This window comes from Hymenobacter sp. GOD-10R, from assembly GCF_035609205.1.
Taxonomy (GTDB): domain Bacteria; phylum Bacteroidota; class Bacteroidia; order Cytophagales; family Hymenobacteraceae; genus Hymenobacter.
In genome coordinates, this window is the sequence record NZ_CP141184.1 from 3,690,955 (window position 1) to 3,717,173 (window position 26,219).

25 protein-coding genes are annotated in these 26,219 nt (G+C 55.3%); 10 read left to right on the plus strand and 15 right to left on the minus strand.

The annotated features are described in order from the left end of the window. Positions 1-54 precede the first annotated feature (54 nt). Both SD425_RS14680 and mtgA read right to left on the minus strand, forming a co-directional pair. Positions 55-492 carry a nuclear transport factor 2 family protein gene (locus SD425_RS14680; RefSeq protein WP_324670692.1) on the minus strand — a complete coding sequence of 146 codons (438 nt, stop codon included), beginning with the start codon at positions 490-492 and terminating at the stop codon, positions 55-57. Between the two features lie 28 nt (positions 493-520). Beyond that, positions 521-1,303, minus strand: coding sequence for a monofunctional biosynthetic peptidoglycan transglycosylase (gene mtgA, locus SD425_RS14685; protein WP_324670693.1), 783 nt, complete (start codon positions 1,301-1,303; stop codon positions 521-523). A gap of 93 nt (positions 1,304-1,396) precedes the next feature. Here mtgA and SD425_RS14690 point away from each other — a divergent pair, with 93 nt between their 5' ends. Further along, positions 1,397-2,032 carry an LON peptidase substrate-binding domain-containing protein gene (locus SD425_RS14690; RefSeq protein WP_324670695.1) on the plus strand — a complete coding sequence of 212 codons (636 nt, stop codon included), beginning with the start codon at positions 1,397-1,399 and terminating at the stop codon, positions 2,030-2,032. 88 nt (positions 2,033-2,120) lie between these two features. Then, positions 2,121-3,383 (plus strand): metallophosphoesterase, encoded by a 1,263-nt coding sequence (locus SD425_RS14695; RefSeq protein WP_324670696.1) that lies wholly within the window; start codon positions 2,121-2,123, stop codon positions 3,381-3,383. Here SD425_RS14695 and SD425_RS14700 read toward each other — a convergent pair. Together SD425_RS14700 and SD425_RS14705 are read right to left on the minus strand one after the other, a co-directional pair. Beyond that, complete coding sequence (locus tag SD425_RS14700; protein ID WP_324670697.1) at positions 3,322-4,242, minus strand: diacylglycerol kinase family protein; 921 nt, start codon at positions 4,240-4,242, stop codon at positions 3,322-3,324. The two genes, SD425_RS14695 and SD425_RS14700, sit on opposite strands and share 62 nt — an antisense overlap. Before the next feature lie 118 nt (positions 4,243-4,360). Next, on the minus strand, positions 4,361-5,170 hold the full coding sequence (locus SD425_RS14705) for a M48 family metallopeptidase (RefSeq protein ID WP_324670698.1): 810 nt from the start codon (positions 5,168-5,170) through the stop codon (positions 4,361-4,363). 194 nt (positions 5,171-5,364) lie between these two features. On the opposite strand from SD425_RS14705, the gene SD425_RS14710 reads away from it, so the two are divergent. After that, positions 5,365-5,559 carry a hypothetical protein gene (locus SD425_RS14710; RefSeq protein WP_324670699.1) on the plus strand — a complete coding sequence of 65 codons (195 nt, stop codon included), beginning with the start codon at positions 5,365-5,367 and terminating at the stop codon, positions 5,557-5,559. 96 nt (positions 5,560-5,655) lie between these two features. Here SD425_RS14710 and SD425_RS14715 read toward each other — a convergent pair whose 3' ends face one another. After that, positions 5,656-6,471: a murein L,D-transpeptidase catalytic domain family protein gene (locus tag SD425_RS14715; RefSeq protein ID WP_324670700.1), complete on the minus strand. Its 816-nt coding sequence runs from the start codon at positions 6,469-6,471 to the stop codon at positions 5,656-5,658. Between the two features lie 148 nt (positions 6,472-6,619). On the opposite strand from SD425_RS14715, the gene SD425_RS14720 reads away from it, so the two are divergent. Next, positions 6,620-7,027, plus strand: coding sequence for a hypothetical protein (locus SD425_RS14720; RefSeq protein WP_324670701.1), 408 nt, complete (start codon positions 6,620-6,622; stop codon positions 7,025-7,027). A gap of 99 nt (positions 7,028-7,126) precedes the next feature. Here the strand turns inward: SD425_RS14720 and SD425_RS14725 are convergent, their stop codons facing one another. Together SD425_RS14725 and SD425_RS14730 are read right to left on the minus strand one after the other, a co-directional pair. Then, positions 7,127-7,528 (minus strand): hypothetical protein, encoded by a 402-nt coding sequence (locus SD425_RS14725; RefSeq protein WP_324670702.1) that lies wholly within the window; start codon positions 7,526-7,528, stop codon positions 7,127-7,129. 258 nt (positions 7,529-7,786) lie between these two features. Then, a complete protein-coding gene (locus tag SD425_RS14730; RefSeq protein WP_324670703.1) occupies positions 7,787-8,257 on the minus strand; it encodes a DUF4199 domain-containing protein in 471 nt (156 codons plus the stop codon). 365 nt (positions 8,258-8,622) lie between these two features. Between SD425_RS14730 and SD425_RS14735 the strand changes: the two genes are divergently transcribed. Beyond that, on the plus strand, positions 8,623-10,245 hold the full coding sequence (locus SD425_RS14735; protein WP_324670704.1) for an ABC-F family ATP-binding cassette domain-containing protein: 1,623 nt from the start codon (positions 8,623-8,625) through the stop codon (positions 10,243-10,245). Positions 10,246-10,262: 17 nt separating this feature from the next. Then, the gene (locus SD425_RS14740) at positions 10,263-11,069 is read left to right on the plus strand and encodes a hypothetical protein (RefSeq protein ID WP_324670705.1); all 807 of its coding nucleotides are present in this window, start codon (positions 10,263-10,265) and stop codon (positions 11,067-11,069) included. Between the two features lie 109 nt (positions 11,070-11,178). Here SD425_RS14740 and SD425_RS14745 read toward each other — a convergent pair whose 3' ends face one another. After that, positions 11,179-11,346 (minus strand): lmo0937 family membrane protein, encoded by a 168-nt coding sequence (locus SD425_RS14745; protein WP_324670706.1) that lies wholly within the window; start codon positions 11,344-11,346, stop codon positions 11,179-11,181. A gap of 348 nt (positions 11,347-11,694) precedes the next feature. Here SD425_RS14745 and SD425_RS14750 point away from each other — a divergent pair, with 348 nt between their 5' ends. Both SD425_RS14750 and msrA read left to right on the plus strand, forming a co-directional pair. Then, on the plus strand, positions 11,695-12,585 hold the full coding sequence (locus SD425_RS14750; RefSeq protein ID WP_324670707.1) for a 3-hydroxybutyryl-CoA dehydrogenase: 891 nt from the start codon (positions 11,695-11,697) through the stop codon (positions 12,583-12,585). A 183-nt stretch (positions 12,586-12,768) separates the two neighbouring features. Then, complete coding sequence (msrA, locus tag SD425_RS14755) at positions 12,769-13,317, plus strand: peptide-methionine (S)-S-oxide reductase MsrA (RefSeq protein ID WP_086593385.1); 549 nt, start codon at positions 12,769-12,771, stop codon at positions 13,315-13,317. Between the two features lie 104 nt (positions 13,318-13,421). Here the strand turns inward: msrA and SD425_RS14760 are convergent, their stop codons facing one another. From SD425_RS14760 to SD425_RS14790, 7 genes are all read right to left on the minus strand, one after another. Beyond that, complete coding sequence (locus SD425_RS14760; protein WP_324670708.1) at positions 13,422-16,535, minus strand: CusA/CzcA family heavy metal efflux RND transporter; 3,114 nt, start codon at positions 16,533-16,535, stop codon at positions 13,422-13,424. Between the two features lie 237 nt (positions 16,536-16,772). Next, positions 16,773-17,936, minus strand: coding sequence for an efflux RND transporter periplasmic adaptor subunit (locus SD425_RS14765; protein WP_324670709.1), 1,164 nt, complete (start codon positions 17,934-17,936; stop codon positions 16,773-16,775). 86 nt (positions 17,937-18,022) lie between these two features. Continuing rightward, positions 18,023-19,345, minus strand: a complete 1,323-nt coding sequence (locus SD425_RS14770; protein ID WP_324670710.1) for a TolC family protein — start codon at positions 19,343-19,345, stop codon at positions 18,023-18,025. Between the two features lie 179 nt (positions 19,346-19,524). Then, complete coding sequence (locus tag SD425_RS14775; protein WP_324670711.1) at positions 19,525-20,892, minus strand: sensor histidine kinase; 1,368 nt, start codon at positions 20,890-20,892, stop codon at positions 19,525-19,527. Continuing rightward, positions 20,889-21,569 (minus strand): response regulator transcription factor, encoded by a 681-nt coding sequence (locus SD425_RS14780; protein ID WP_324670712.1) that lies wholly within the window; start codon positions 21,567-21,569, stop codon positions 20,889-20,891. Before SD425_RS14780 ends, SD425_RS14775 begins: the two co-directional genes overlap by 4 nt. Before the next feature lie 292 nt (positions 21,570-21,861). Next, the gene (locus SD425_RS14785) at positions 21,862-22,689 is read right to left on the minus strand and encodes a 2,3,4,5-tetrahydropyridine-2,6-dicarboxylate N-succinyltransferase (protein WP_324670713.1); all 828 of its coding nucleotides are present in this window, start codon (positions 22,687-22,689) and stop codon (positions 21,862-21,864) included. Positions 22,690-22,843: 154 nt separating this feature from the next. Next, complete coding sequence (locus tag SD425_RS14790; RefSeq protein WP_324670714.1) at positions 22,844-23,587, minus strand: helix-turn-helix transcriptional regulator; 744 nt, start codon at positions 23,585-23,587, stop codon at positions 22,844-22,846. A gap of 260 nt (positions 23,588-23,847) precedes the next feature. Between SD425_RS14790 and SD425_RS14795 the strand changes: the two genes are divergently transcribed. Continuing rightward, on the plus strand, positions 23,848-24,879 hold the full coding sequence (locus SD425_RS14795) for a hypothetical protein (protein WP_324670715.1): 1,032 nt from the start codon (positions 23,848-23,850) through the stop codon (positions 24,877-24,879). Between the two features lie 30 nt (positions 24,880-24,909). Continuing rightward, positions 24,910-26,112 (plus strand): T9SS type A sorting domain-containing protein, encoded by a 1,203-nt coding sequence (locus SD425_RS14800; protein ID WP_324670716.1) that lies wholly within the window; start codon positions 24,910-24,912, stop codon positions 26,110-26,112. The last annotated feature ends 107 nt before the right edge of the window (positions 26,113-26,219 follow it).

Consider the following 26,219-nt stretch of genomic DNA (forward strand, 5'->3'; position numbering starts at 1 on the left):
GTTATATCCTAGATGTGCGGTTCGAGAATACCCCGTCTTCACTGGCGACTAAACCTAGCTTGAATGATCGGCTACAATCACCCAATGGCCTTCTACACGGCGAAATACCAGCAGGAAATGGCCTTCTAAGTCGCCAGCGGCAGGGCGCGTGAGGTGCCAACGGCCAACTACCTGCGCTACCTCGGCGCCAAGCGGCGTGATATGCAGGTTGGAGAACGTAAGCTGCCCCATGGCCGCAGCATCGGGGTAGTTGCGACGGTAGTTATCGAGAGTGGGTTGCCAGCCGTAGGTGAGTCCCCGCTTGCCAATGAATACCAGCGAGTCGGAGTGCCAATAGCCTTGCATGAACCCAGCTACGTCGCCGCGGTTCCAGGCGGCCGTTTGCGTAGCCAGCACTTGGCTGATAGCCTGCCGGCTCGCCGCTGGGCGCTGTGCCACGGTGGCGGTAGTGGCGAGCATCACCAGACTGATAATGAGTACACCTAGCTTCATGCAACTTCAAAGATTAGGATTAGGAAGGTTATTCTGTTATCAGCTCTCGCACGTAGGCTGTACCACCTAGTCGCCGCATGTTGCGGAGCACGCGCTGCTGTTTGGCTCGCGCCACCGGCCCCGGATTGCTAGCTCGGAAGCGCAGGGGGTTCGGCAATACGCCAGCCAGCAACGCCGCTTCTCCTGGCGTGAGGCGATTGGCCGGCTTATGAAAGTAGCGTTGCGCCGCTGCTTCTACCCCGAAGGTACAGTCACCCATCTCGGCCACGCTCAGGTACATTTCCATGATGCGGCGCTTGTTCCAGAGCAGTTCGATGAGCACCGTGAAGTACGCTTCCGCGGCCTTGCGGATGTAGCTGCGCCCCTGCCACAGAAACACGTTTTTGGCTACCTGCTGCGAGATGGTGCTGCCGCCGCGCAACTTCTTACCCCCACTCATATTGTATTTGGCAGCTTCCCATAGGGCGTTGCCATCGAAGCCGTGGTGAATGAGAAAGCGCTGATCTTCGGCTGCAATCAGGGCTAGTGGCACTTGGGGTGCTACTTCATCTAGGTGCCGAAAACGGTAGCGAATACGCCGGTCGTCCTCCTGAATACCATAGTAGCCTTTGCCGACGGGCGCGTGAGCCCGCCGCTCCAACATCAGGAACGTGGCCGGCGGCGACACCCACCGGTAGATCAGCACCCAGGCAATGGAAGTTAGGAACAATGCTACCACTACTTGCAGCAGGATACGCTGAGCGAGCTGCCAATATCGTTTAAAATCTGTCGACACTGCTGAGAAAACGAACCGTAGAAAGCGAGCCGCCATGGGCTCACGGGCAAAAGTAGCAGATTTGCTTCCGCCGCTTGAGAACTGTACAGCTTTTTGCGGTACTTTTCCTGCGTCTTCTTCTCACTCGCCATGCCCCGCACCCTCGCCCTATTTCCGCTTAACCTCGTCGTTTTTCCTGGCGAAAAGCTTAACCTCCACATCTTTGAGCCCCGCTACCGCCAACTCGTGCGCGACTGCATTGAAAGCGGTATCACCTTCGGCATTCCGCCTTATATCAACGAGAGCGTAAGTGAGCTAGGTACAGAGGTGCGCCTATTGGACGTGGAGAAGACTTACCCCAACGGCGAAATGGATGTTCGAACCCAGGGTGTCAGCGTGTTTCGAATCCGCGACTTTTACCGGCAAGCACCCGGCAAGCTTTATGCGGCAGCCCGCATCGAAGACATTACCGATGATACCACGGAAGACCCGCTGCTTAAGCCGCGCATCACGGAATACGTGCGCCAGCTCTACGAAGCCCTGGGCCTCAGACGTCTCTTCCTAGACCTAGCGCCCAACTACCGGGTCTATGAAATTGCCCACCACTTAGGTTTCACGCAAGAGCAAGAATATCAGCTACTGGAAGCTACGAGCGAAAGCGAGCGGCAAGAGATTGTGCTGGAGCACTTAGAAAATATTTTGCCGGTGGTCGTCGAGACAGAACGCTTGAAGGAACGTGTGCGCCTCAACGGCCACTTCAAGAACCTAACACCCCCCAATTTTTAACCCCTAGGCAAGGGCTAACCGCGAAGAATTATCCAAGTTGATAGCAGTGTTTGGAGCAGCGCCGTATAAGAGGTAAAAGCCTACTGCGTTGCCTAGCTATCTTCTTTACTCGCTGCTACTTATCCTCGGGCTGCTGGTGCTCTGGCTCGCGTACAACTACACGCAAGAACGTCGCTACCGGCGCCAGCCCTACGTGGCGCCTAGCCTGCACGACTGGGCAGATCACCAACCTAGCCCCGATTTAGCCTTGCGCCACCGCATTGCGCTGGTCGGCGACATAGGTGCCGTGGCTACGGATGGCTCCGACCCCGTGCTCAATCTCTTGCAAGGCTGGCTTCGGGAAGCCGACGCAGCCAGTACCGTCGTGCTGCTCGGCGACAATGTATACCCGACGGGGTTGCCCGCTGAGGATGCTCCCGGCCGAGCCGCCGCCGAACACCGTCTGAACATCCAGCTCGATACGTTGCGCAACTATGTCGGCCGTATTGTTTACCTCAGTGGCAACCATGATTGGAACAAAGGTCGCCACAACGGTTACCAGTACCTGCTGCGGCAAGAAGCGTACGTAAAACAGCACTTACCCACTGCTTACTACTTGCCCGCTAACGGCTGCCCTGGTCCCTCCACGTTGCAACTCGCTGAAAACCTGTTGTTGGTGGTGATCAATACGCAGTGGTGGGTGCAGCATGGGCCGCGTCCCCTAGGTGCCCTGCATGGCTGCACGGCCTCCGATTCGAAGACGCCCTTTCAGCAGTTGCAGAAGATTCTGGAGCAGAACCGCCACCAGCAGATTGTGGTAGCTGGGCATCACCCGTTATACTCTAATGCCCTGCACGGGGGTAAGTTCACGGCCAAGCAGCACGTTTTTCCGCTTACCACAGTCTACAAGAAGGCCTATGTACCCCTACCGATTATCGGGTCGTTGCTGCCGCTTTACCGCAAAGTAGTAGGCGCTGAAGAAGACATGGCCCACCCCCGCTACCGCAAAATGCGCCGACGCTTGCTGAAAGTGTTGCAGCAGTTTCCGAACATCATCTACGCCGCCGGCCACGACCACAACTTGCAGTACTTCCACTACAAAAATGGCCACTATCTGGTGAGCGGCTCGGGTAGCAAAACGGCCTTTGTGCAGAAGGGCGGCCGCGCCACCTTTATTCACGAACACAAGGGTTTCTTCGGGCTCGACTTTTACCAAAACGGCGAAGTGTGGCTGCGCACCCTGGAGCCTACCGATGCTGTCAACCCTAGCCCCGAAGTGTTTCGGCAGCAACTTGTTGGGGCTTCGGCTATTACTCCTGCTCCTCCGGTTGTGGCACGGGCGTCAGCACCCGCAGGCTCCGCGGGTGTATAACCACCTCAATCGGTAGAGTCAGCTCAATCGGCTCGCCATCGACCTGCGCTAGCACCTGCTGCTGCCCCGGCACCGAAATGCTAGCCCGTCGGCAACGCATACGGCGCGTGTACGTGGAGGCGTCAAAAGCATTCGTGTACAGTTGATAAAGAATGCCAATACCGGCCGTTACGGGAAACGGCTCAATGAGGCACACCTCGAACTCCCCATCATCTAGGTCACTATCGGGGTTGATAACCACGTTGCTGCCGAACGTATTGGCATTGGCAATGGTCAGCATAAACGCCGGGCCTTCGTACGTCTCGCGGTCCGTCTCAATGCGATACGTGCACGGCTCGTAGTTCATGTACTCCTGCATGGCAATACGGATGTACGCACCTGGTCCACGGGTATCCCCGCTGCAAAAACGCTCCACTACCAGCGCATTAAAACCTAGGTCGGCGAGGTGCGCAGAGAAATGCCCACCTACTTCCATCGTGTCAATCTCGCGCACCTGGTAATCCCAGATCAGCTGACGCGCCGCCTCCAAATCCTGCGGAATACCTAGGTCCTTGGAGAGTCCATTGCCTGAGCCGAGGGGCAGTATTCCCAGCAACAGGTCACTACCGAGTAAGGCTTCAGCTACGAGCTTTACAGTGCCGTCGCCGCCCGCCGCAAATACTGCATCGTACGAGTGATCGGCTAGGTGGGCGCGCAGCTTATCGAGGTCGTCTTCGCCGGTGGTGTAGAAGAAAGCAGCCGTACGACCCCGCTCTGTGCAGAAGGCAGTTAGCTCTTCCTCTAGGTCGCCTTTGTCGATGTCACCCGAAACGGGGTTTAGCACGAAAAGCAGCTGGCGTAGAATGGTCGATGGAGGCATATAGGTGTTGGTGAAAATGGTAGGCGTTGGCTAGCTAAGCTAGCTCGTCAGATTAAACGCAACGTGGCCGAAAGTTTCTCCCGGCCACGTGCATTCTTTTTGTCTTAAATAGTGGGGTTTACTGCTTCAAACCCGTTGGGACGCCGCTGGGATAATCGGCGGCAATTTCCTTCTGCAATTCCTGGATGCGGTTGCCGGGGTTTGGGTGTGTGCTTAAGAACTCAGGGGTCCGACCGCTGCCGCCTTCCTGTTGCAACACTTCCATTACTTTGATCATAGACCGCGGGTCGTAGCCAGCCGGCACCGTGAAATCAACAGCTAGCTTATCTGCCTCCAGCTCGTCTTGTCGGCCATAGCGCAGGTTGAGCAATTTGGCCACCATTGCTGCCACAGCAGCATTGGCGATGGTACCGGGCCGGTCGGGGTCGTAGCTAGCAATAGCGGCCGCGCCCGTCAGCCCTTGCGTGAGTTGCGACTTGGCAACTTGCTCGGCGGAGTGCCGACCAACCACGTGTCCAATTTCGTGCGCCAAGACACCAGCAACTTCGCCTTCTGAACTTAGCTTTTTGAGTAGCCCCGCCGTGATAAATACCTGCCCGCCCGGTAGCGCGAAAGCATTGATTGTGTTTTCGTCGGCCAGCAAGTGGAACTGGAATTTGTAGGGTGTCTGGCCCGCTTTGGTGCTGTGTATAATCTGCTGACCAATGCGCTCTACAGCCGCGCCAGCAGCTTTATCGGGGTGGATACCCCCATATTGCTGAGCCATTTCGGGTGCAGCCTGCAAGCCAAGGGCAATTTCTTGGTCAGCCGACATGGAGACGTGCTGCACTTCACCGGTCACTTCATTGGTGGAGCGGTTGCAGTAATAGGTGGCGAAAGAGAAGGCGGCCATCACCAACGCAATCAAATAGCGAAGATTTCCTCTCATGGTAAAAGAGACATTAAAAAGGGAACAGGGAGAGACAAAACAGCTTGTACATGGCTGTCGGGCTTGTAACGCGCGGCTGCAAGCAGGGTTGCATAGGATTTAAGACAGCCTAAATGTGAAAGTTTACGTATTAGGCTTAGTTAATATTCTAACCTTCCTCTCCCCTTTCTCCTCTTCAACTCAACTTCTTCATCATGAATCAGAAACGCACCTTCGGCTCGTTACTTACCCTCCTCGGTATTATCGGTATTATCTACGGCGCGCTCGGCTTTATGCAAATTGCTGGGCTAGGTCTTAGCAAAATGAACTCACTTGTTCCCTTCTTCGTCGGTCTGATCTTTTTCTTCGCCGGCATCAACCTGGTAAAAACGACCAGCGACCGAGCGTAGTCGTTGTTTAAGCTGTTTGGTCCTAATAGTATAGTATACAAGAAAGCCCGGCTAATAGGCCGGGCTTTCTTGTGTGTTGCTGTATAAGCAAGCCGCCTAGCTAACAGGCATGCCCTTGCTGCGCGCAAAGCCGAGCAGCGCCCCATCCAGCTGCAGCCAATTAGAGTTGTAGCTGGCAGCTGCGGGTCCATGGATGTAGATAGCACTACCGCCTTTGATAACCTTAATTATCTCGGAACTCAGCTCGGTGGGCAGGGCTGGGCAGCCTTGGCTGCGGCCTAGACGGCCGTGTTGCTGCACAAAAGCTTCGCTCACATACTCAGCGCCATGCACCACAATTGAGCGGTCATGTGCATTGGTGTTATAGTTGGGGTCAAGGCCGTGCAGCTTCAGCGACAGGCCGTGCTTGCCTTGGTACGTGCGGCCCGTGCGATAAAAACCTAGGCTGCTCATTTCGGAGCCTTCTACGTTGGAAAACTTCTCAGCAAACTCTTCCCCCGTGTTCTTGCCGTGCGCTACTAGGGTGTTGAATAGCAATTGTTGCCGCTGTAAGTCAATCACCCACAGGCGCTTCATCCGACTGGAGCGGCTGAAGTCGATAACCGTTAGCACGTGCTTATCCGTCGATACGGAACCGCGGCGTTGCAAGCTATAGTAACCGAGCAGGGCTTCGCGAAATACCGTCAGCGGCAGACCCGTCGTCGTCAGATTTGCCTGCACGTAGGTAAGAGCTACATTCTGCTCAAAAGCAGCGAGGTACATGGCACGGCGGGCGGCGTCGGTGATGATGGGCGTACCCGTTGCTTTTGGCGCTGGGTGCAGCGTAGCCGCGCTAGGGGCGGCACTCACGGGCAGCAAGAAAGTGCTGCAGAAAAGCAAGAAGCTGGCAATCGTAGTCGGGGCTTTGGTCATTGGCTACAATAAGTCAACAATGCGGTAAATGAGTCGAAAACCGTGTGCCGCAGGGGCGGAACATTACAAATCTAGTACTTTCGTCGTACTTAGGCTCTAGAAAATTGTGTGCCTTTTTCTCAACGTCAGCAGCGGCTGACTCCTACTTATGCTTGCTCGTCGTTTCTACAGTTGCCTGCTATTCAGCCTTTTTTCCGCTCCAACGCTGTTTCTGGGGGCGTGCGGCCACTCCCTGCCCGACTTTCCCGACTTCGATGCGGCTGCTTGGCAAAGCGACTCTTTTGGGTGTCAAAATAAGCGGGCTGGGTTGCTTCCCATTCTTGAAAAACACCGCGCAGAACTATTTGGCGCCCGTACCAACGCTATTGATGCTTTCCTAGGTCACCCCGATGGGGCCGAACTCGACGAACAAACGGAGAAGACGTACTTCTACTACATTGAGTCAGGACCGCAGTGCGAGCGGGGGCACGCGCGTTCAGCAGCCAACAAGCTGCTGATTCACTTCGGCGCGACGGGTACCGTTACGGAGATTCACTACGAGCGTCCCCGGAAATAACCTAGGCTCCGGGTGCTGGCCACCGTGGCGTATAAAGCAAAAGGCGCTGCCGATAATTCGACAGCGCCTTTTGGTTGGGAGAGAGTACGTACGGGGTGCTTAGCCTACGCCATTTTCCTTGGAGGAAACGTTGCTTGGTTTGGCGTCGTGCAAGAATTCGCTGTGGTAGAGGCTTAATTGGGTCGGTGTCAGGATGCGGCTGCACTCGGCTTCGTACTGGCCTTCTAGCTCATTGAGCTTCGCATTGCGCTTGATGACATCGGTGTATTGCCACTCGATTTCTTCAATTGCGGTTAGTTTAATCTCGTTCACGGCCCGGAGCTGCACGTACTGGCCTTCGTTGAGGTGAAGCTTGTTAGCCATCTGCCGGGTTAGGTTATCAATCATCTCAGCTGGCGGGGCACTCGACACAGCACGTTCTGCGCGCCAATCGTTCATTTGGGCAGCCGCCGAGTTTACAAGGGCAACAAGCAGAGCGAAAGTGAAAAACAACGCTTTCATGAAGGTGTGTAATGAGGGGAATTTTCGGGAGCTGTCGGCTACACTTCTCAAAAACCAGGCAAAACTTGCTGTCTAGCTCTTCTGCGTGCTTTATATAATACAAACATATATTATATATGTTTAATAAGCAAATGCCGGTCGAGCTTTTTTACAAATTATATTCATACAATTTATAAGTATATTCCATAAAGTGCATATAGACGCAAAAAAGCCAGTTCTTGTACAGAACTGGCTTCCATTTTAGCAGCAATAAGTAGCTTACTCGATTCCTTCGATCGGCTTATGATCGGGGCTCTTGAAATATTGCATGGCTACTAGTGAAATAATGACACCGCCAAGCGTACCCATTAGGATGATAGCCAAGAAGGCCATGAGGGCCGACAAATCATAGCCGAACAAGTCACGTGCGTGGCTTAAGTCAAGTAAGTTGGGCTTGATGGCACTCATGACAATAAAGAAGAACCCTAGCACAATGCTAGCGACCATTGCCGTAATCGAACCGGTACCCATGCCTTGCAGGTAGGCAATACGATTGTCTTTGGCGCGCTTGAAGTTGGCAATGGCCATCGAGATGCCGATGGAGATAATGACGAGGTTGAGGCCACCAGCTTCGAGCCGGTCGAAGAACCCAGCGAAAACCGCTATCAGCGTGTACACAATCATGGCAGCGGCGGTAAGCAGCCCGTAGCGGAAGCCATTTTGTTCGGGGGTAAGGCGAGCGTCACCCATAGGAGGTCAGGAAAAATGTTTTGGAGATAGAGGAGATAGATCAAAGAAGCGGGCGGAACTGCCGCACGGCTATTCTGTGTTAGATAACACCCAGAGTAGCGGGCATTTCCACTTTGTTTTTTCTATACTCTTTTCTGGAAGCTGATGTTGTGCAGCTCGCTATTTTTTTTGGTTTAACCGCTATCCACGGCACTTTTAAGTAAACCAAACACTTGAGAATGAGCGACCAAGTTTTTCGGATAGTTTACTTTTGATATACGCTGTTTAGCGGCTGCACGTGGCATTTTGCGTATTTTTGCGCGCCACGACAGCTAGGGTTAGTTTACACAACCAGTTGACATCTCGTTTCTCCGCATTTTTCTGCTATGATCAGTACCTCCAATGTAAGTCTGCGCTACGGTAAGCGCGTATTGTTTGAAGACGTTACAATCAAATTTCTACCAGGCAACGTGTACGGCCTCATTGGGGCTAACGGAGCAGGTAAATCAACTTTCCTGAAAATTCTGTCGGGTGAGATTGAAGCTAACACGGGTTCCGTGGATATGCCAAAAGGCGCCCGCCTTTCGGTCTTGAAACAGAACCAGTTTGAGTACGACAATTATCCTGTGCTCCAAACCGTCATAATGGGCCACACGCGCCTGTGGAAGGTGATGGAGGAGAAGGACGCCATCTATGCCAAAGCCGATTTTTCGGATGCTGATGGCGAGCGGGCCGCGGAGTTGGAAGGCGAGTTTGCCGACTTAGAAGGCTGGAATGCCGACTACGAAGCGGCTGAACTACTCAGCGGCCTAGGTATTGGCGAAGACAAGCACTACACCATGATGTCCGACCTAGGTACGTCGGATAAGGTGCGCGTGCTGCTGGCCCAGGCGCTGTTCGGTAACCCCGACGTGCTACTGCTCGACGAACCAACCAACGGTCTGGATGCCGAGACCGTGCTATGGCTCGAAAACTTCCTCGACTCGTTCCAGAACACGGTTATCGTGGTGAGCCACGACCGCCACTTCCTCGACGCGGTATGTAATTACATGGCCGACCTCGATTTCTCGAAAATCACGATGTACCCCGGCAACTACTCGTTTTGGTACGAGTCGTCGCAACTGGCTTTGCGTCAGCGTCAGGAGGTAAACAAAAAGACGGAAGACAAGCGGAAGGAATTGGAGGAGTTTGTGCGTCGTTTCTCGGCTAACGCCTCTAAGTCGAAACAGGCAACTTCCCGTCAGAAATTGCTGCAAAAGCTCACGCTGGAGGAAATCAAGCCATCGTCGCGCAAGTATCCTTATATCGCCTTCAAAGCAGAGCGCGAGGCGGGCAATCAGTTGCTGACGGTAGATAACCTGTCGGCTTCGGTTGATGGACAGCCTATTTTCCGCAACGTATCATTCTCGCTCGATAAAGGCGACAAAGTAGCCATCGTGGGCCGCGACGACCGAGCCGCTTCCCTCCTCTTCGACATCTTGTTTGAGCAGATCAAGGCGGAGAAAGGCACTTTCAAATGGGGCACCACTATTACCCCTAGCTATTTCCCGAAGGAAAACACCGAGTTCTTTGACACCGATCTGAACCTGGTAGACTGGTTGCGCCAGTACTCAACGGAGAAGGATGAGAGCTTTATCCGCGGCTTCCTAGGCCGGATGCTGTTTTCGGGTGAAGAGTCGCAGAAAAAGTCGAACGTGCTGAGCGGGGGCGAGAAAGTGCGCTGCATGCTTTCCAAGATGATGATGGAAGCTGGCAACGTGCTTGTGCTCGACGACCCAACGAACCACTTGGATCTAGAAAGCATCCAGGCGCTGAACAACTCGTTGCGCGACTTCAGCGGCACGCTCATCTTCGCTTCACACGACTTGCAGTTTATTGATACTGTAGCCAATCGTATCATCGAGTTGACGCCCGATGGAATTTTGGATCGTCGGATGACGTATGAAGAGTATCTGGCCGATGAGCAAATAAAAGCGCAACGCCAGCGCATGTACCAACTCGTGTCGTAAGCACGTTGTAGCTGTCTATGAAACGTTTTCTTTCCGTGCTGGCTCTTGCAGGAGCTAGCTTGCTAGTGGCTCCGGGGGCAGCGCTAGCTCAGACTGACACTACCTCCACTAAGCCCCAGCTGAATACGGCACCTCCCGGTTCCAAACCCCAACTCAATACCGCGCCGCCCGGCAGAACCGCCCCGCCTACGTACGAGAAGACAGCACCGCGGCCAGCGGTGCCTGTACCGGTTCCACCGCCCATCGATGAGCCGCTGCCTTCCCAGCAGCCACGCCCTAGCAAGGATAATCCTTCGGGGTTAAGCTTCCCGAAAGGCACGTCTTCTGCCGAGCAGCCGAAGCCGATATACAAGTATTTTGTGTACAGCAACTTTGGCTTAGGCTACAGCAGCCTCTACGGCCTAAATCAATTCAGCGCCAGTATTGCTCCGGCCATAGGCTACCGGGTTACGGAGAAGTTTGCTTTCGGACCGGGCATTTCGTACGCCTATAACAGCTATGCTTACCAAGGCGGCGGCAAAGGTATTCACACCAACAGCCTAGGCGTGAAGCTCTTTGGTCAGTATATGGTGTTCAACCAGTTCTTTATTCACGCCGAATACGAAGTGACGCACGCCGAGGTACTGTTTGAGGACAACCAAGGATATCTCTATCCGGGCAAGATGACGGTAAAAACGCCGTTGGCTGGTGTTGGCTACCGCCAGCAGTTCAGTGATAAGTTTGCTGGCGACATCGTAATCCTGTATAACTTCAATGACGGCTACCAGGACATCTACGGCCAGCCAGTTATTCGCTTTAGCTTCCTATACAACCTAGGTAAGTAGCCTTCGACGTAGACACAAAAAAGGAGCGGCCCCGATTGGGGCCGCTCCTTTTTTGTTTTTCAGACAGTAGCATCAAACCGATGCATCAGCCACAAGCAGGCGGGCTAGTTTATACCGTGCCGCCGCGAATCAGGCGTAGCACAATAGCAATGATAGCCAGCACCAGCAAAATGTGGATCAGGTTACCGCTGGCAATGCCAGCGCCTAATACGCCAAAGAAACCCAGCGCCCAGATGATGATGAGAATGACGGCGATGATGTACAGCAAATTACCCATGGTGTTTGGAATTGTTTGATGATGGAAAGGGGGAGAGAAACCTTTCGCCTCATACCAAGTTGCTCCTTGGAGAAGCCCTTAGTGCGACGATTTGATGGTTTGTACGCTACGGTATTTCAAAAGGATATATTTGGATTAAATTATTATATCTAAAAAATACGCTTTTCACCGAAAAACGCCATTTTCTGCTTAATTTGGCTGTTTTCTGCGCGTACGTTTTTTTTCTTTCAGCGGATTCCGACCTCCTAATTTCGTACATATACCCAGACGAGTTTTCGGCTTAGCTTTACCACCAATCCCCCTACCGCACACTGGTGCGGCTATAGTTCCACCCAAATTTCACGTCACATGCTTACTGTCGCCGTTATCGGCTCTGGCACCATGGGCAATGGTATTGCCCACGTTTTCGCACAACACGGCTTTTCCGTTGCTCTTATCGACATCAACCAACCAGCCTTAGATAAAGCGCTGGGTACCATCGGCAAAAACCTCGACCGCCAAGTAACCAAGGGGAGCCTAACGGCCGAAGACAAGGATGCTACCCTAAGTCGCCTGACCACCTACACCAGCCTAGCCGAGGGTGTACGCGAAGCCCAGCTGGTGGTAGAAGCAGCCACCGAGAACATTGACCTGAAGCTGAAGATCTTCCGCGACCTTGATCAGCATGCGCCCAAGGAAGCCATCCTAGCTTCCAACACCTCCTCCATTTCTATCACCCAGATTGCGGCCGTCACCCAGCGGCCCACGCAGGTGATTGGCATGCACTTCATGAACCCGGTGCCGGTGATGCAGCTCGTCGAAGTCATTCGCGGCTACGCCACCTCTGACGCCGTGACAACCCAGGTAATGGACCTAGCCCGTCAGCTCAACAAAACGCCGGTTGAAGTGAACGACTACCCGGGCTTCGTGGCCAACCGCATTCTGATGCCCATGATCAACGAGGCGATTTATACCTTGTTTGAAGGTGTGGCTGGCGTAGCCGAAATCGACACGGTGATGAAGCTAGGTATGGCCCACCCCATGGGGCCCTTGCAGCTCGCCGACTTCATTGGGCTGGACGTGTGCCTCGCTATTTTGAAAGTTTTGCACGAAGGTTTTGGCAACCCTAAATACGCTCCCTGTCCTTTACTCGTAAATATGGTAGCGGCGGGTCGTTTGGGCGTGAAATCGGGCGAAGGTTTCTACTCCTGGGGGCACAGCACAAAGGACTTGGTGCTGGCCGAGCGGTTCCGAAAGTAGGCAGCGAGCCGGTGCCGAATCAGCCGCCCGTGCATAGTTGAGCTTTTTAAACTTTTTCGCCTGAAATATCCTTGTATTCGTATGGTAAAGCTTTTAACGGCCGTGCTGCTGACGCTAGGCCTTTCGTCGGTCAGTTTTGCGCAGGGCAAGGCCGTAACTCAACCTGTAACTTCAACTAAGAACATGGAATTAGCAACATTCGGTGCCGGCTGCTTCTGGTGCACAGAAGCCGTTTTTCAGGATTTAGAAGGCGTCGAGAAAGTAGAATCGGGCTACGCTGGTGGGCGCATTGCCAACCCTACGTACAAGGAAGTATGCTCGGGCCTCACGGGCCACGCCGAAGTGATTAACATCACCTACGACCCAAGCAAAATTAGCTTTGAAGAGTTGCTGGAAGTGTTTTGGAAAACTCACGACCCGACCACGCTCAACCGCCAGGGCAACGACGTGGGTACCCAGTACCGCTCGGTAGTGTACTACCACAACGACGAGCAGAAGCGCCTCACCGAGGAGTATAAGAAGAAACTCAACGACGCCCACGCTTTCCCAAACCCCGTTGTAACGGAAATCACGGCAGCTCCTACCTTCTACAAGGCCGAGAACTACCACCAAGACTACTACAATCTGAATGGCACTCAGCCTTACTGCCAGTTTGTAGTGAAGCCGAAAGTCGATAAAGTCCGCGCTGTATTTGGCGACAAGCTGAAGAAGTCGGCTACGGCAGCGAAGTAATCTGAACCACAGATTTTTCGGATTTTGTAGTCGGTTTGACAGTACCAAATAGTAAAAGAGGCCACCCGCTTGGGTGGCCTCTTTTGTTTGGGCTTCTTGGCTAGTTATGCCTTCCGAGCAGCTAGCTTTTTGTCGTGCCCGCGGTGGGTGGCTTCGAAGATCAGGGGGAAGATGAACAGCGTCAGGATGGTGGAGGTTACTAGGCCGCCGATGACCACGATGGCTAAAGGCTTTTGTGTTTGGGAGCCGATGCCGGTGCTGATGGCGGCCGGAAACAAGCCGATGGCGGCCATCATGGCGGTCATGAGCACGGGGCGGATACGGCTGGTAACGCCCTCGTAAATGGACTGGTCGAGTGGCAGCTTTTTGAGCAGGTTCTGTTTGAAGACGGTGATGAGAATCACGCCATCTTGGATACAAATACCAAACAGGGCGATGAAACCGATGCCCGCCGAGATGCTGAAGTTGGTGCCGGTGATGAGCAGGGCCGCAATGCCGCCAGTGATGGCGAAGGGCACATTGAGCAGCACCAATCCGGCATCCTTCATATTGCCGAACAGCACAAACAGAATAAAGAATATCAGCAGCAGCGAGATGGGCACTACTTGGGCGAGGCGCTGGGTGGCGCGCTGTTGGTTTTCGAAGTCGCCGGCCCAGGAGTACAAGTAGCCTCGGGGCAGCGGCACGGCGCCATTCACTTTGCTTTGGGCTTCCTCAATGGTGCTGCCCATATCGCGGCCGCGCACCGAGAATTTCACGGCAATGAAGCGCTCCGTGTTATCACGGAAGATGAGCGAAGGGCCGGTGAGCGTGCTAATAGTGGCAATTTCGCGTAGCGGAATCTTGGTTTCGTTCATCGTTGGCACCATCAGGCGGCCGATTTCCTCCTCAGTTTTACGGAACTCGGGTAGGTAGCGCACCCGGATGCTGAAGCGCCGCTCGCCATCGTAGAACTGTGAGGCTTCTTTACCCCCGATTGCCATTTCGACCACCGCATTGGCGTCGGCGGGGCTCACGCCGTAGCGGGCCATGCGCCGCTCGCTCAGGTCGATGCGCAACTCGGGCTGACCCACGGCATGCACAATACCTAGGTCGGCAATGCCTTGCACGGAGCTGAGCTCTTTGTACACGGCATCCGCTTTCTGCTCCAAGAAGTTGAGGTCGTCGCCGAAGATCTTCACGGCAATAGAGCCTTTCACCCCCGATACCGCCTCTTCTACGTTATCCTGAATAGGCTGCGAGAAGTTGAACACCACACTCGGGAACACGCTCAGCGCCCGCTGCATACTATCGATGAGGGCGGCGCGATAAACCGGGTTTTTCATTTCCGGCGTGTGCTTGGTGTCTACGTGAAACTCCACGTTGTAGAAGCCTGTCGGGTCGGTGCCGTCGTTAGGGCGCCCGGTTTGGCTCATCACCTGCTTTACTTGCTTGAAGGTCAGCAACTTTTCGCGCATTTTATTGCTCATCGCCACCGATTTATCCAGCGAAATACTCATGGGCAGTGAGGCGCGCACGTAGAGCGAGCCTTCGTCGAGTTGGGGCAGGAATTCAGAACCTAGCAGCCGGAAGGCCCCGATGCCCACCACCAGCCACACGCCCGCCACCAGTAGGCTAATGGCCTTGTTGCGGTACACCCGGCGGAAAATGAACAACGAACCCCGTGTGACGAAGTCCACGAAGTAGTTGTGCTTCTCGCGCACGTTCTTCTTCAGCATGATGCTCGCCAGCACCGGCACCAGCGTGAGCGTGAAAATGAGCGCGCCGAGCAGGGCGAAACCTAGGGTCCAGGCCAGGGGCGAGAACATCTTGCCTTCTACCTTCTCGAAGGAGAAAATAGGCAGCAACGCCGTGATGATGATGAGCTTAGCCGTGAAGATGGTTTTGCCCATCTCGGTGCCAGTCTTGCGGATCAGACCTAGCTTGGCGAGCTTGTTGAACTTCTCCATGCCCACCTTATGGGCCTTATGGTCGAGGGCGACAAAGAGCCCTTCCACCATCACGACGGCCCCGTCCACGATAATCCCGAAGTCGATGGCGCCCATACTCAACAGGTTAGCCGACATGCCTTTTAGCCGCAGACAGATAAAGGCAAAGAGCAGCGCCAGCGGAATCACTACCGACACGGTGACAGTGGTACGCCAGTCGGCCATGAATAGGAATACGACCACCGTTACCAGCAGAATACCCTCTAGGAGGTTGTGCAACACGGTATCGGTGGCGAAGTTGATGAGCACTTCGCGGTCGTAGAACAGCTTGATCTTGACGTCGCCGGGCAGAACTTTCTCGTTCAGCTCAGTGATTTTAGTTTTGATCCGAGCAATAACTTCCGACGGATTTTCACCCTTGCGCATCACTACAATGCCTTCCACCACGTCCTTATTGTGGTCGAGGCCCACCTGACCTAGGCGGGGCAGCGCCGACTCGTGCACATCGGCCACGTTGCGCACCAGCAGCGGCGTGCCGTTGATGTTCTTGATGATGATGTTGCTGATATCGTCGAGCTTAGTAAGCAAGCTGATGCCGCGCACCACGTAGGCCTCGCCGTTTTTCTCAATCACATCGCCGCCCACGTTGATGTTGGAGCGCGACACGGCCTCGTACACGTCGAGGGGCGTGATATCGTAGGCTTGCAGGCGCCGCGGGTTGATGCTCAGCTCGAAGCTCTTGACCTCGCCGCCGAAGCTGTTCACGTCGGCCACACCGGCCACGGCTTTCAGGCGCCGCTCGATTACCCAGTCCTGCAAGGTTTTCAGCTCGCGTACGTCGCGGGTTTTGCTGGTGAGCGTGTAGCGGAAGATTTCGCCGGTGGGGCCGTAGGGCGGCTGCACCTCGGGCTCAACGCCTTCGGGCAGCGCGGCGCCGGGCAGCAGGTTATTCACCTGCACGCGGGCGTAGGCGTCGTCTACATCATCATCAAAAATCACTTTCACCACCGACAGGCCAAAGAGTGTGGTCGAGCGGATGTTGTTCTTTTTCTGAGCCGGGTTGAGGGCTACCTCGATGGGCAGGGTGATGAACTTCTCAATCTCTTCGGCCGAGCGGCCCGGCCACTGCGTGATAATCGTGACCTGGGTGTTGGTAACGTCCGGGAATGCATCGATGGCCGTGTGCTTGTAGCTGTACACGCCCGCCGCAATAGCCAGCGCCGTGCAGAAAAACACGAAGTAGCGGTTGCGTAGCGAGAAACCTAGGATACCTTGAATGAACTTATGCATATGTGAGGGATAAACAGGGAGCCAGCACTGGCCAGCGAAGGCTGTAGGCTAGCCTCCCTCCTGTTGGTGAGGAGGATAACGGGAGCTAGGAAATCCAAGGGAGCGGCAAGCAATAGTGCCAGGAACCAGAAGCTGAGCTGAATAATGGGCTCCTTTACTCCCTTCTCAAAAAGGAGCCTAGCTAGCTTCTGGTCCTGGACTTTTGTCGAAGCCTCGCGTGAGGAGGCCGAGTTTGGGCTACTTATTCAGCGCATGATAGAGCAGCAGCGGGTCGTTGCTCACTACCTGCTCGCCGGGCTTCAGCCCCGCGCGGATGTAGGTGATGCCGTTGGCGCTGGGGCCGGGCGTCACGGGGCGCGTTTCGATGTTGTTGCGGTCGTGAAAGACCAAAATGAAGTTGCGGCTGCGCTCAAATACCAGCGCCGACGACGGCACGCTCAGCATCACCGAGTCGGTGAGGGACGTGACGGTCACGTTGGCGAACATCTCGGGCTTAAGCCGGTTCTCGGGGTTCGCCAAGCGAATGCGCACGCGCATCACTTTGCTCTCGGGGTCGAGGGCACTGTAGGTGTTGTCGATTTTGCCGTGGTACACCTTGCCGGGAAAAGCCAGGGTGGTGATGGTGGCCGCCTGACCGGGCTGCACGCGGGCAATGTCGTCCTCGAATACGCTGGCCGTCACCCACACCGATTTCAGGTCGGAGATGGTGAACATCGTTTGGTCGTTGTCGGGGCGAATGAGGGTACGCGGGTTCACCGCTTTTTCCACCACGAAGCCCGACTCCGGCGCTTTCACTTGGTAGCGGGCGGAGCTGCTGCCGCTACGTGTGCCGTAAATATTGCCTACTGCTTGGTTGCGCTGCACCTCGGCGCGGGCTTTGAGCACTTCCTGCTTGGCCTCTTCGTATTCGCGCTCCGAAGCTAGTCCGTTCTGAAATAGCTCCTTGGTGCTAGCCAGCGCCCGCTGAGCCGTGGCCAGCGTCGCGTTGGACGCCGCCGATTCGTTGCGGAAGCCGGCAATGTCGGAGCTTTCCAGTTCGGCTAGTACCTGGCCCGCCTTCACGTACTGGCCGAGGCCCGCGTTTACTTTCGTAACGATACCGCTTACCAGCGGGAACACTTTGTTGACGTGCTCTTCATCGTAGGCAATTTTGCCGGTGAGCTTTAGCTCGTCGCGCACGGGGGCACGACGCACGGTCTCCAGTTGGATGCGGTTCAGCAAAGAATCGGTGAGCACAAACGACGGCTCTTTCACCGCAACTTCCTTGGGCGCCTCGTGGCAGCCGCTCAAGCCAAGGCTGATGATGGCCAAGACGGCAGTCAAGCGGCCGACCATGATCCAGCGCCCAGTCAGGCAATTTATCGAGAATAGTGGTCGACGGCTAAAAGCAAATAACCACATAGAATGTACAGTTGAGGGTTAGAATAAAGGATGAGTGGTGCTATCTGGCCCGCGGCCGGAGATAGTTGAAGCGAAACCTAGGTAGGCTACCAGGCAAACACCCGGCGACCTAGGTTCTGGTTGAGGTTCTCGAAGGCGTTGAGCTGTTCGGCGCGCGCATCGTTGAGCTGCACCATGTTGTCTTTGTAAGACTCCAGGAAGTCCAGAAACTCCAGCGTGCTGATGGCTTTGCGTTGGTAGCTGATCAGTACGCCGTCGAAGAGTTTATTGAAATCGGTGAAGTAGGCGTTGGGAAAACTGCTTGCCAAGCGCTCAGCCTCGGCCGCTTTGGCGTAGGCTTCGGCTACTTCGGTCTCCACTTGGGTGGCTTGCTGGTTCAGGGCCTGCTCGCTGGCTTTGATCTGCGCCTCCGCCAACTTAATGTTACCCTGGTTGCGGTTGAACAGCGGCAGCGGCACGCCTACGGTCAGGCCCGTGTAGTTCTTCCCCACCGAGCCGTTGAAATCATATAAGCCGCCCACGGTGAGGTCGGGTACGGCAAGGGCTTTCTGCACCCGTAGGTTCTGCTGCTCCTGCCGGTTGATGGCCTCCGCCGCACGCAGATCGGGCCGACTTTCGCGGGCAATTTCCAGAGCCTGGGCCAGTGGGAAGCTTTCGAGACGCAGGTTGCTGGCCGCGGCCGTGGGTAAGCTAGGTTGCAGGGTGCGCGGCGGGCGGTTACCGAGCAGTAAGTTCAGCGTGGCTTGGTACTCGCTAATGTCGTTTACCAGCTCTTTCCGCTCGCTTTCCAGCGAAAACAGCGCGGCTTTCAGGCGCACCACTTCTTTCAATGACACGTTACCCTTTTCCAGCTGGGCTTGGTAAATGGTGAGCGTGCGCTGCAAGGCCTCGCGCTGACGCTGGTACACGCCCAGCGTCTGCTGATCGTAGTAGAGCTTCACGAAATTGCTGCGCAATTCGTAGTGTAACGTGCGCACCAAGTCGTTGAAGTTGTGGCCTTCTATCTCAGTACCAATACGCTGATACTCGACATTCTTGCGCCGCTTGCCACCCAGCAAGAGTAGCTGCTGATACGAGGCCACCCACTGCTTCCGATCCTCCACCGTTTCAAAGAGGCGGTGGTTGTAGGGGTTATAGGCATTGCGCTCGACGGAAACTTCCGGGTTGGCAAACAGCCTAGCTTGTACCTCTTGGGCCTGCGCCGCCGTGATGTTGAACTTTTGCGCCAGCAGCTGAAAGTTGGTATTCAGGAACTGCTGCTCGGCTTCCGCCAAGGTTAGGCGCAGCGTATCGGTGGGTAGCGGCGCGGCTATCGGCGTCGTCAGACTGGGCTGCGTAGTTTGGGCAACAGCCAGATTAGAGACCGACGCTAAAATTAATAAACCACTAAATAGCAAGTATGTACGCATGAGCTACGGGATAGTCCGGATTGGTCATGCAAAGGTACCGTAGCCTAAAAGAGAGGAAATTATAGGGTTATTAGAAGTGTATTAGATTAGGATTAGAAGCCCCGCGCTAGGCTAGGTAGCAGACTCTAACTGTGCATCAACGGCTTCCCTTATCTCTCGATGGTGCCCGCAACAGCTTCTTATCCGGCCAGCGGCAGCACCACGCGCATGGTGGTACCCTTGTGCACCTCCGAATCAATTTCTAGCTCGCCACCGTGCAGAGAGATAATCTTGATGGCCAAGGGCAACCCGACCCCAAAACCACTAAAGTCGAGGGCGTTGCCGGCGCGGAAAAACGTTTGGCGGATGTGCGGCAGATCTTCCGGGGCAATGCCAATACCTTGATCAATAATGCAGAGTACCAGCCGCTTGCCGTCGTAGTTGAGGGTGCACACCACTGGTCTGTTATCCGAGAATTTGCAGGCGTTGTTGATGAGATTGGTGAGTGCTAGGCGCAACAGGTTTCGGTCGCCCGGAAGTGTGAGTTGCTCAGCATCGTCGGGCAGCTCCCCTACCTGTATAGACAAGCTACAGCCGGGCTGCACCAGCGTCATTTCCTCGCAGGCTTCGTACAAAACCTCGTCTAGGCGGAGCGTGCCGCCCATGGGTAACGTGGCCTCATCGGCGTTGAGTTGCGCCAGTTGCAGGAGGCGATTGGTAATATCCTTGAGCTTTTGCGCTTCAGCCAGTGACGATTGCAGCGCTTCCTGGTACATCTCGGCGGAGCGCGGCCGATTCAGGATGATATCCATTTCCCCAATCATAGCCGTGAGCGGCGTACGCAGCTCGTGCGAGGCATTGGCAATAAAGCTCTGCTGCTGCTGAAACGCCGCTTCCAAGCGCTGAATCATCAAGTTGAAGGTTTCGGCTAACTCCGTCAGCTCATCGTGGCTGGTCCCTACGGGCACGCGCAAGTGCAAGCCTGAAGCGCCAATGCGCTGGGCGTGCTGCACCACATGGCGCACCGGCTCCAGCGCGCTTTTGGCAAATAGCCGACCTAGGCCAAAGCTCAGCGCTAAGCCCGTGATTAGCACGCTCCCCATCACCAAGCGCAGGTAGGCGAGCCGCTCCCACCCGCCCACGTACACGGCCGATACCAAGATGCGAAAGTCGCCTTGGTTGTCGTGGTACAGAATGCCCACCGTTTGCCGGTCGCCCTGCCGTAGCACGATTTGCGGCTGCTGCGCCAGCCGCGGCAGTAGGTCGGGCGGAAAGTGTTGCAGCGGCTCTTTTGTGAATCGGGACTTTCCGTTGCTGTCGTAGATACCTAGGTACTCGTCGGGAAGCTCGTGGATAAAGCGTTGGCGGGCCTTCTCGGTGGCGGTCCGGCTTTGCTCGTCGGCTTCCAGAAACAAGGCCGCCGCGAGTTGGGCCCGCTCAAGCAGGCGCTGGGCAAAAACGCGTTCGGTGCTCTGCTCGGCCAGGTAATAAATTACGCCAAAGCTGCCGAGCAGCAGCAGCGCAACCAGCAGCGTAAACTGAAGGGCTAGCTTGTTGCGAATACTCATGTTCCTGGTTCGTCGCGTAGCACATATCCCATCCCGATTACCGTCTGAATCAGCGGATAGGCGAAGGGTTTGTCGATCTTGTTGCGCAGATAGTTGATGTACACATCTACCACGTTGGTGCCGGTGTCAAAATTCAGCGTCCAGACTTTTTCGGCAATGAGGGGGCGAGAAAGCACCTCGTTTTTGTGCAGCAACAGCAGCTCCAATAACGCAAACTCGCGGGCCGTGAGATTGATCAACTGCCCGGCCCGGCGCACCACTTTCGTCTGCGGGTTCAGCTCTAGGTCAGCCGCCACCAGCTCAGCCGGGCTAGCTCGCGTGGCCCGCCGGGCCAGGGCCTGCACCCGTGCCAGCAACTCGCGGAAGGCAAATGGCTTTACGACGTAATCGTCGGCACCGAGCTGAAACGCTTCTACTTTATTGTCGGTCGTACCTAGGGCCGTCAGCATCAGGATGGGCACGGTGGCGTCGCGCCGCCGGATCAGGGTACACAGCTCATAGCCGTTGAGGTAAGGCAGCCCCACATCGAGCACAATTACATCGTAGCTGTTGCTCAGGGCGAGGTGCTGGCCGACTTTGCCATCGTAGGCCACATCTACTTCGTAGCCTTCTTCCTCGAAGCCCATTTTTAGGGTGGCTACTACTTTCAACTCGTCCTCTACCAGGAGAATTTTCATAGGCGAATAACTGACGGTGCAGACGTAAATGAACTACGTACAACTGGTGCTGGCCCGTCATCTGCCAAGCTAGGTTGCTGAGGCAAAGGTAGCTCCGCCGGTAGCCGACTGATGTTAGAAGGGTATTAGATTACATACCTCCTTGCTGTTTGGCTCTACATTGGGCTAGGTGATGCTTTCAGAAAATAGAGTGATTTGAGCTAAAACCACAAAGCGCCAACTGCTGGTGCAGTTGGCGCTTTGTGTAAAAAGACTGGCAGAAACTGCGGCGATGTGACTCTGCAACGCGACCTTATACTGCTACGTCGTTCTCGCGCAGGGCGTCGTTCAATGACGTCTTCAGGTCGGTGCTAGCTTTGCGCTGACCGATGATGAGGGCGCAAGGCACGTGGAACTCGCCTGCCGGGAACTGCTTAGCGTACGAACCCGGAATAACAACCGAGCGGGCGGGCACAACGCCGCGGTACTCTTTCGGCTCGGGGCCCGTCACGTCGATAATTTTGGTGCTGCCGGTGATGGTCACGCCGGCACCGATTACGGCTTCTTTGCCGATGTGGCAACCTTCCACCAGGATACTGCGCGAGCCGATGAAGGCGCCATCTTCTACAATAACGGGGGCCGCCTGCACGGGCTCCAGCACGCCACCGATGCCCACGCCGCCGCTCAAGTGTACGCCTTTACCAATCTGCGCGCACGAGCCTACCGTTGCCCAGGTATCTACCATGGTACCCTCGCCTACGTAGGCGCCGATGTTGGTGTAGCTCGGCATCAGGATAACGCCAGAAGCTAGGTACGCGCCGTAGCGGGCCGTTGCGGGCGGCACTACACGCACGCCTTGGCTAGCGTAGTCGGTCTTGAGGCGCATTTTGTCGCGGTACTCAAAGGGCTTCAGCTCAATGGTTTCCATCTGCTGAATGGGGAAGTACAGGATGACGGCTTTCTTCACCCAGTCGTTCACCTGCCACTCACCTTCTTTGCCCTCGATGGGCTGCGCTACGCGCAAACGGCCCTTGTCGAGCTCTTCGATAACGGCGTGAATGGCGTCGGTGGTGGTGGTTTGCTGGAGCAGGCTGCGGTCGTTCCAGGCCGCTTCAATGATGCTTTGGAGGTCGGTGTTCATGAGAAATCTTACACAAGACGAAATGAACGGCAAAGCTAGCACGTCTGGTCAGACTTCCCCGTCGAATCTCTTCATCAGAAAGCCGAAACCTAGGGTTGCTTCCCACGAAAGGCACGCCGCTTAGCGCTAAGAAGCAGCTATTGCTACCAACGGCTCAGACATCTAGGTGCTGTAGCAGGCGGCTCAAGTCGCGGGCGGGTTCTTTGCGGTGAATGTTGCGCCGGTGGGTGTTCACCGTGTGGCGACTCACGCATAAGCGTTCGGCGATTTCCACGGAGCTCAGCCCCTGCAATACGAGGTCGAGCACTTGCTGCTCCCGCGTGCTCAGGTCGGCTTCGGTGCGCTGCACGCGCTGCGTGACCCAGGCCGCAAAGCTAGGATGACTGCCATGGAAGCGCACTTCGTGGGTGCGTTTGTGGTGGGTAAGGTCGGTATAGATGCCGCCAATTATCACCGGTGTGCCGTCCGCATCCAGCTGAAGCATAAAGTTTTGGCGCAACACGCGCACATAATGCCCTGCCTGGTGGCGCAACCGGTAATCGACGCTGAATACGTGGTCGTGGCAAGCCGGACCTAGGCCTTTTGAGAACTCAGCCGCTAGCGCCGTAGCCTGCGCGACTAGTGGCGCGTCGTCGGGGTGCATGCGCGCATATAGGTCCTCCAGACTGAAAGCTTCGGGCTCAATACCGAGCAACAGTTGTACCCCCGCACTGACGAAAAGGGTTTGCTGCGCCCGCACATCGTAGGCCATCAAAAACTGTTTGCTCAATATGTGCTCGGCCACGGCGCTGGCAGCATCGAGAGCCGATTGGGCGGGCTCTTCTTTATCCCCGTTGGGATAAATCGTACGCCAAACATCACGCACAAGGCCAAGAGCCGTTGCTGGAGGATTCACCATTGGTCCGTTCGGTAGCTTAGTGTATAAAGGATGTTCAATACCACATCAAAAAGTACTGATTATTAATAAGTAGCGAGCGAAAATTACCTAAAAATGAGTATTGATTGTGGTACTCATTTTAAGGGAATTTTAACAGAGTAAGGTCTGGCTTTCACTAGCCCCGGCGCACCCGCCTCCACTAACTAGGTTGGCCGCAGTATCCTATTTATCTGTGAAGTAGAAACACGCTTATATCCTCCACTTTATCTATTCCTTTTCTCATGAAAAAACCGCTACTAAAGCAGCTGCTCGCGCACTTATTGCCAGTGCTTGGCCTTGCCAGCTTATTTATCCAGCCAGTGCAGGCGCAGAAGGTGCAAGACGAAATCTTCTGGACGACCTTCCACAAAACGCCTAGCGTTACTTTGAAACCGCAATACGCCACCTACTCTGTGGAGTATGACCTAGGCAACCTGGTGATGAACGTAAGCAGCCGGCCCGTTTTGCAAGACCTTACCTACCAAAAAGCGGATGGCGACCTGCTGCTACGCATCACGGCAAAGAATCTATACATAACGCACCGTGAGTTGAATCGCAGCAACACCCGCAACGGCTACGAGTTTTCCTACACCGTCAATTACAGCGGGGACTTTGGCTATGAGCTGCGTGATACCAAAAACGACAAAGTGCTAGCGACCTACCATAAGACGGAGGGGGCCGTGAACACATCAGCTTTCAACAACCCGCGCGACTTGGAGTCTTACACGAACAACGCCTTTGTGGGCGAGAAAAGCCGACAGCTATTAGAGAGCATGATGCAACGAGCTGATTTTGCGTTGAACTCGCACGACTACAAAGTTGGTCTCACGCTCAACACCATGGAAGGCACCGCTCCCGCTTACTCCGATATCAACAAAGCAACCAACGAGTTAAAAGCGTTGCTCGCCAGCAAGGACCCCATGGATAAAGCGAAGGTACAAACCCTGGCAGCTACTTGGTCGCAACATCTAGCGCATGCCAATTGGGAGGATAAGAAAAGCGAAATCAATAAGAAGATTGCCGGAGCCCTGCTCGAAAACCTATGCGTAGCGTCGCTGCTAACCGAAGATTACACGAAGCTAGGTGAGTATGCGACAGAGTACATCAAGCGTAATCCGGGTCTGTTCAGCCGCCCCCTGTCGTTTGCATCAGACCTGAGCTATGGGGGTACATCGCAAACATCTGAGGCCACCGTTTCGCTGAACCGAAATGTGCCCGTTCATAAAAGCGTGTACTATGACGACTTGGTGGCCGATGTGATGCCCCGCAAGTAGCTACTCACCCCCTCTTCATACCTAGTTGCTATGAATTCTTCGTCAGTAAGTTTTCGTCGGCAAGGGCAGCCGCTCTACCTTGGGCGGCTGCTCGGGTTAGTTGGGTTGCTCTTGGCGCTGCTTGTGGGGAATCGCACCCTAGCCCAGCAAGGCTCTAAGATGCCTACTCCTAGCGATTTGCACTGGTGCCGACCGGAGGCGCTGAGCAAGCCTGGGGCTGATCTGATTGGAAAGCTAGCTGGCCTGAATGTGGCTCGTATGGGTGCGATTGTGCCGGAAGTTCGGCTCATCTATTTGGTACCGAGCGACCGAACTATCAACCCGGTTTACGCCGGCGCTATTGCCAACGCAGCCCGCGACCTGCGGCGTTGGTACCAGCAGCAGCTCGGCAATACGAAAACATTCACCTTGCACTCACCTGTGGTCGAGACCTACCAGACCACGCACTCAGTTTCCTGGTACCAAACAAACCCCAATGGCGCACCCTTCGCGCAGTTCTACTACAATGCAGCCCAAGATGTTTTTGCCATTACCGGCGGCACCTACTATGACCCGAACTACGTGTACGCCATCTACATCGACGCCGAATCGAGCTGCGGCCAATGCGGCGGGTGCGGCGGTGGCGGGGTGCTGGTCGTAAACTCCAATGACTTACGCGGGCTAGTGGGCCAACCGGCCATCCGCATGTGCGCCAACGACCCGGAACCGGTGCAGTACCCACCTTGCCGGTGGGTAGGCGGCCTAGGCCACGAGCTAGGCCATGCTTTCGGGTTGCCCCATCCACCTGGTTGCGACGAGGGCCAGAGCACCTGCGACTACAACGACCTGATGTGGTTGGGCTACATTCCGTATCCAGCCACTTACCTGCGCGCCAGCGAGCAAGCCACGCTCAACCAAAGTCCCTTCTTCACGGCGCAAAGCCCTGCCACCGGTCCTACTTCCTGCAATATTCTACTGGCAACTCACTCGTCGAATTCGCTGGTGGGCTTAAGTTTGAGTCCAAACCCAGCCCATGCAAGCGTCACGGTGCAGTTGCCTGCTCTGGTTGGCGCCACCCAAGTTACTCTCACGCTGATCGACGCCCTGGGGCGCACGGTAAGTACGTACACGAGGGCGCTATCCGCCGGAGGCCTGCGCCAGGAGCTAGCCCTTTCGGGGCTGACCCAAGGGGTGTATGTCGTACACGCGCAAGTTGGTACGGCGCACGCCGTACGCCGCTTGCTAGTTGAATGACCATTGACTCCCTACCTCCCGGAAGGCTGTACGCTTGCGCCTATAATCTAGCCGTGAGGCGCTGCTTTGGCAGCGCCTCACTTGCTTTCTAGCTGTCAGAAAAAACT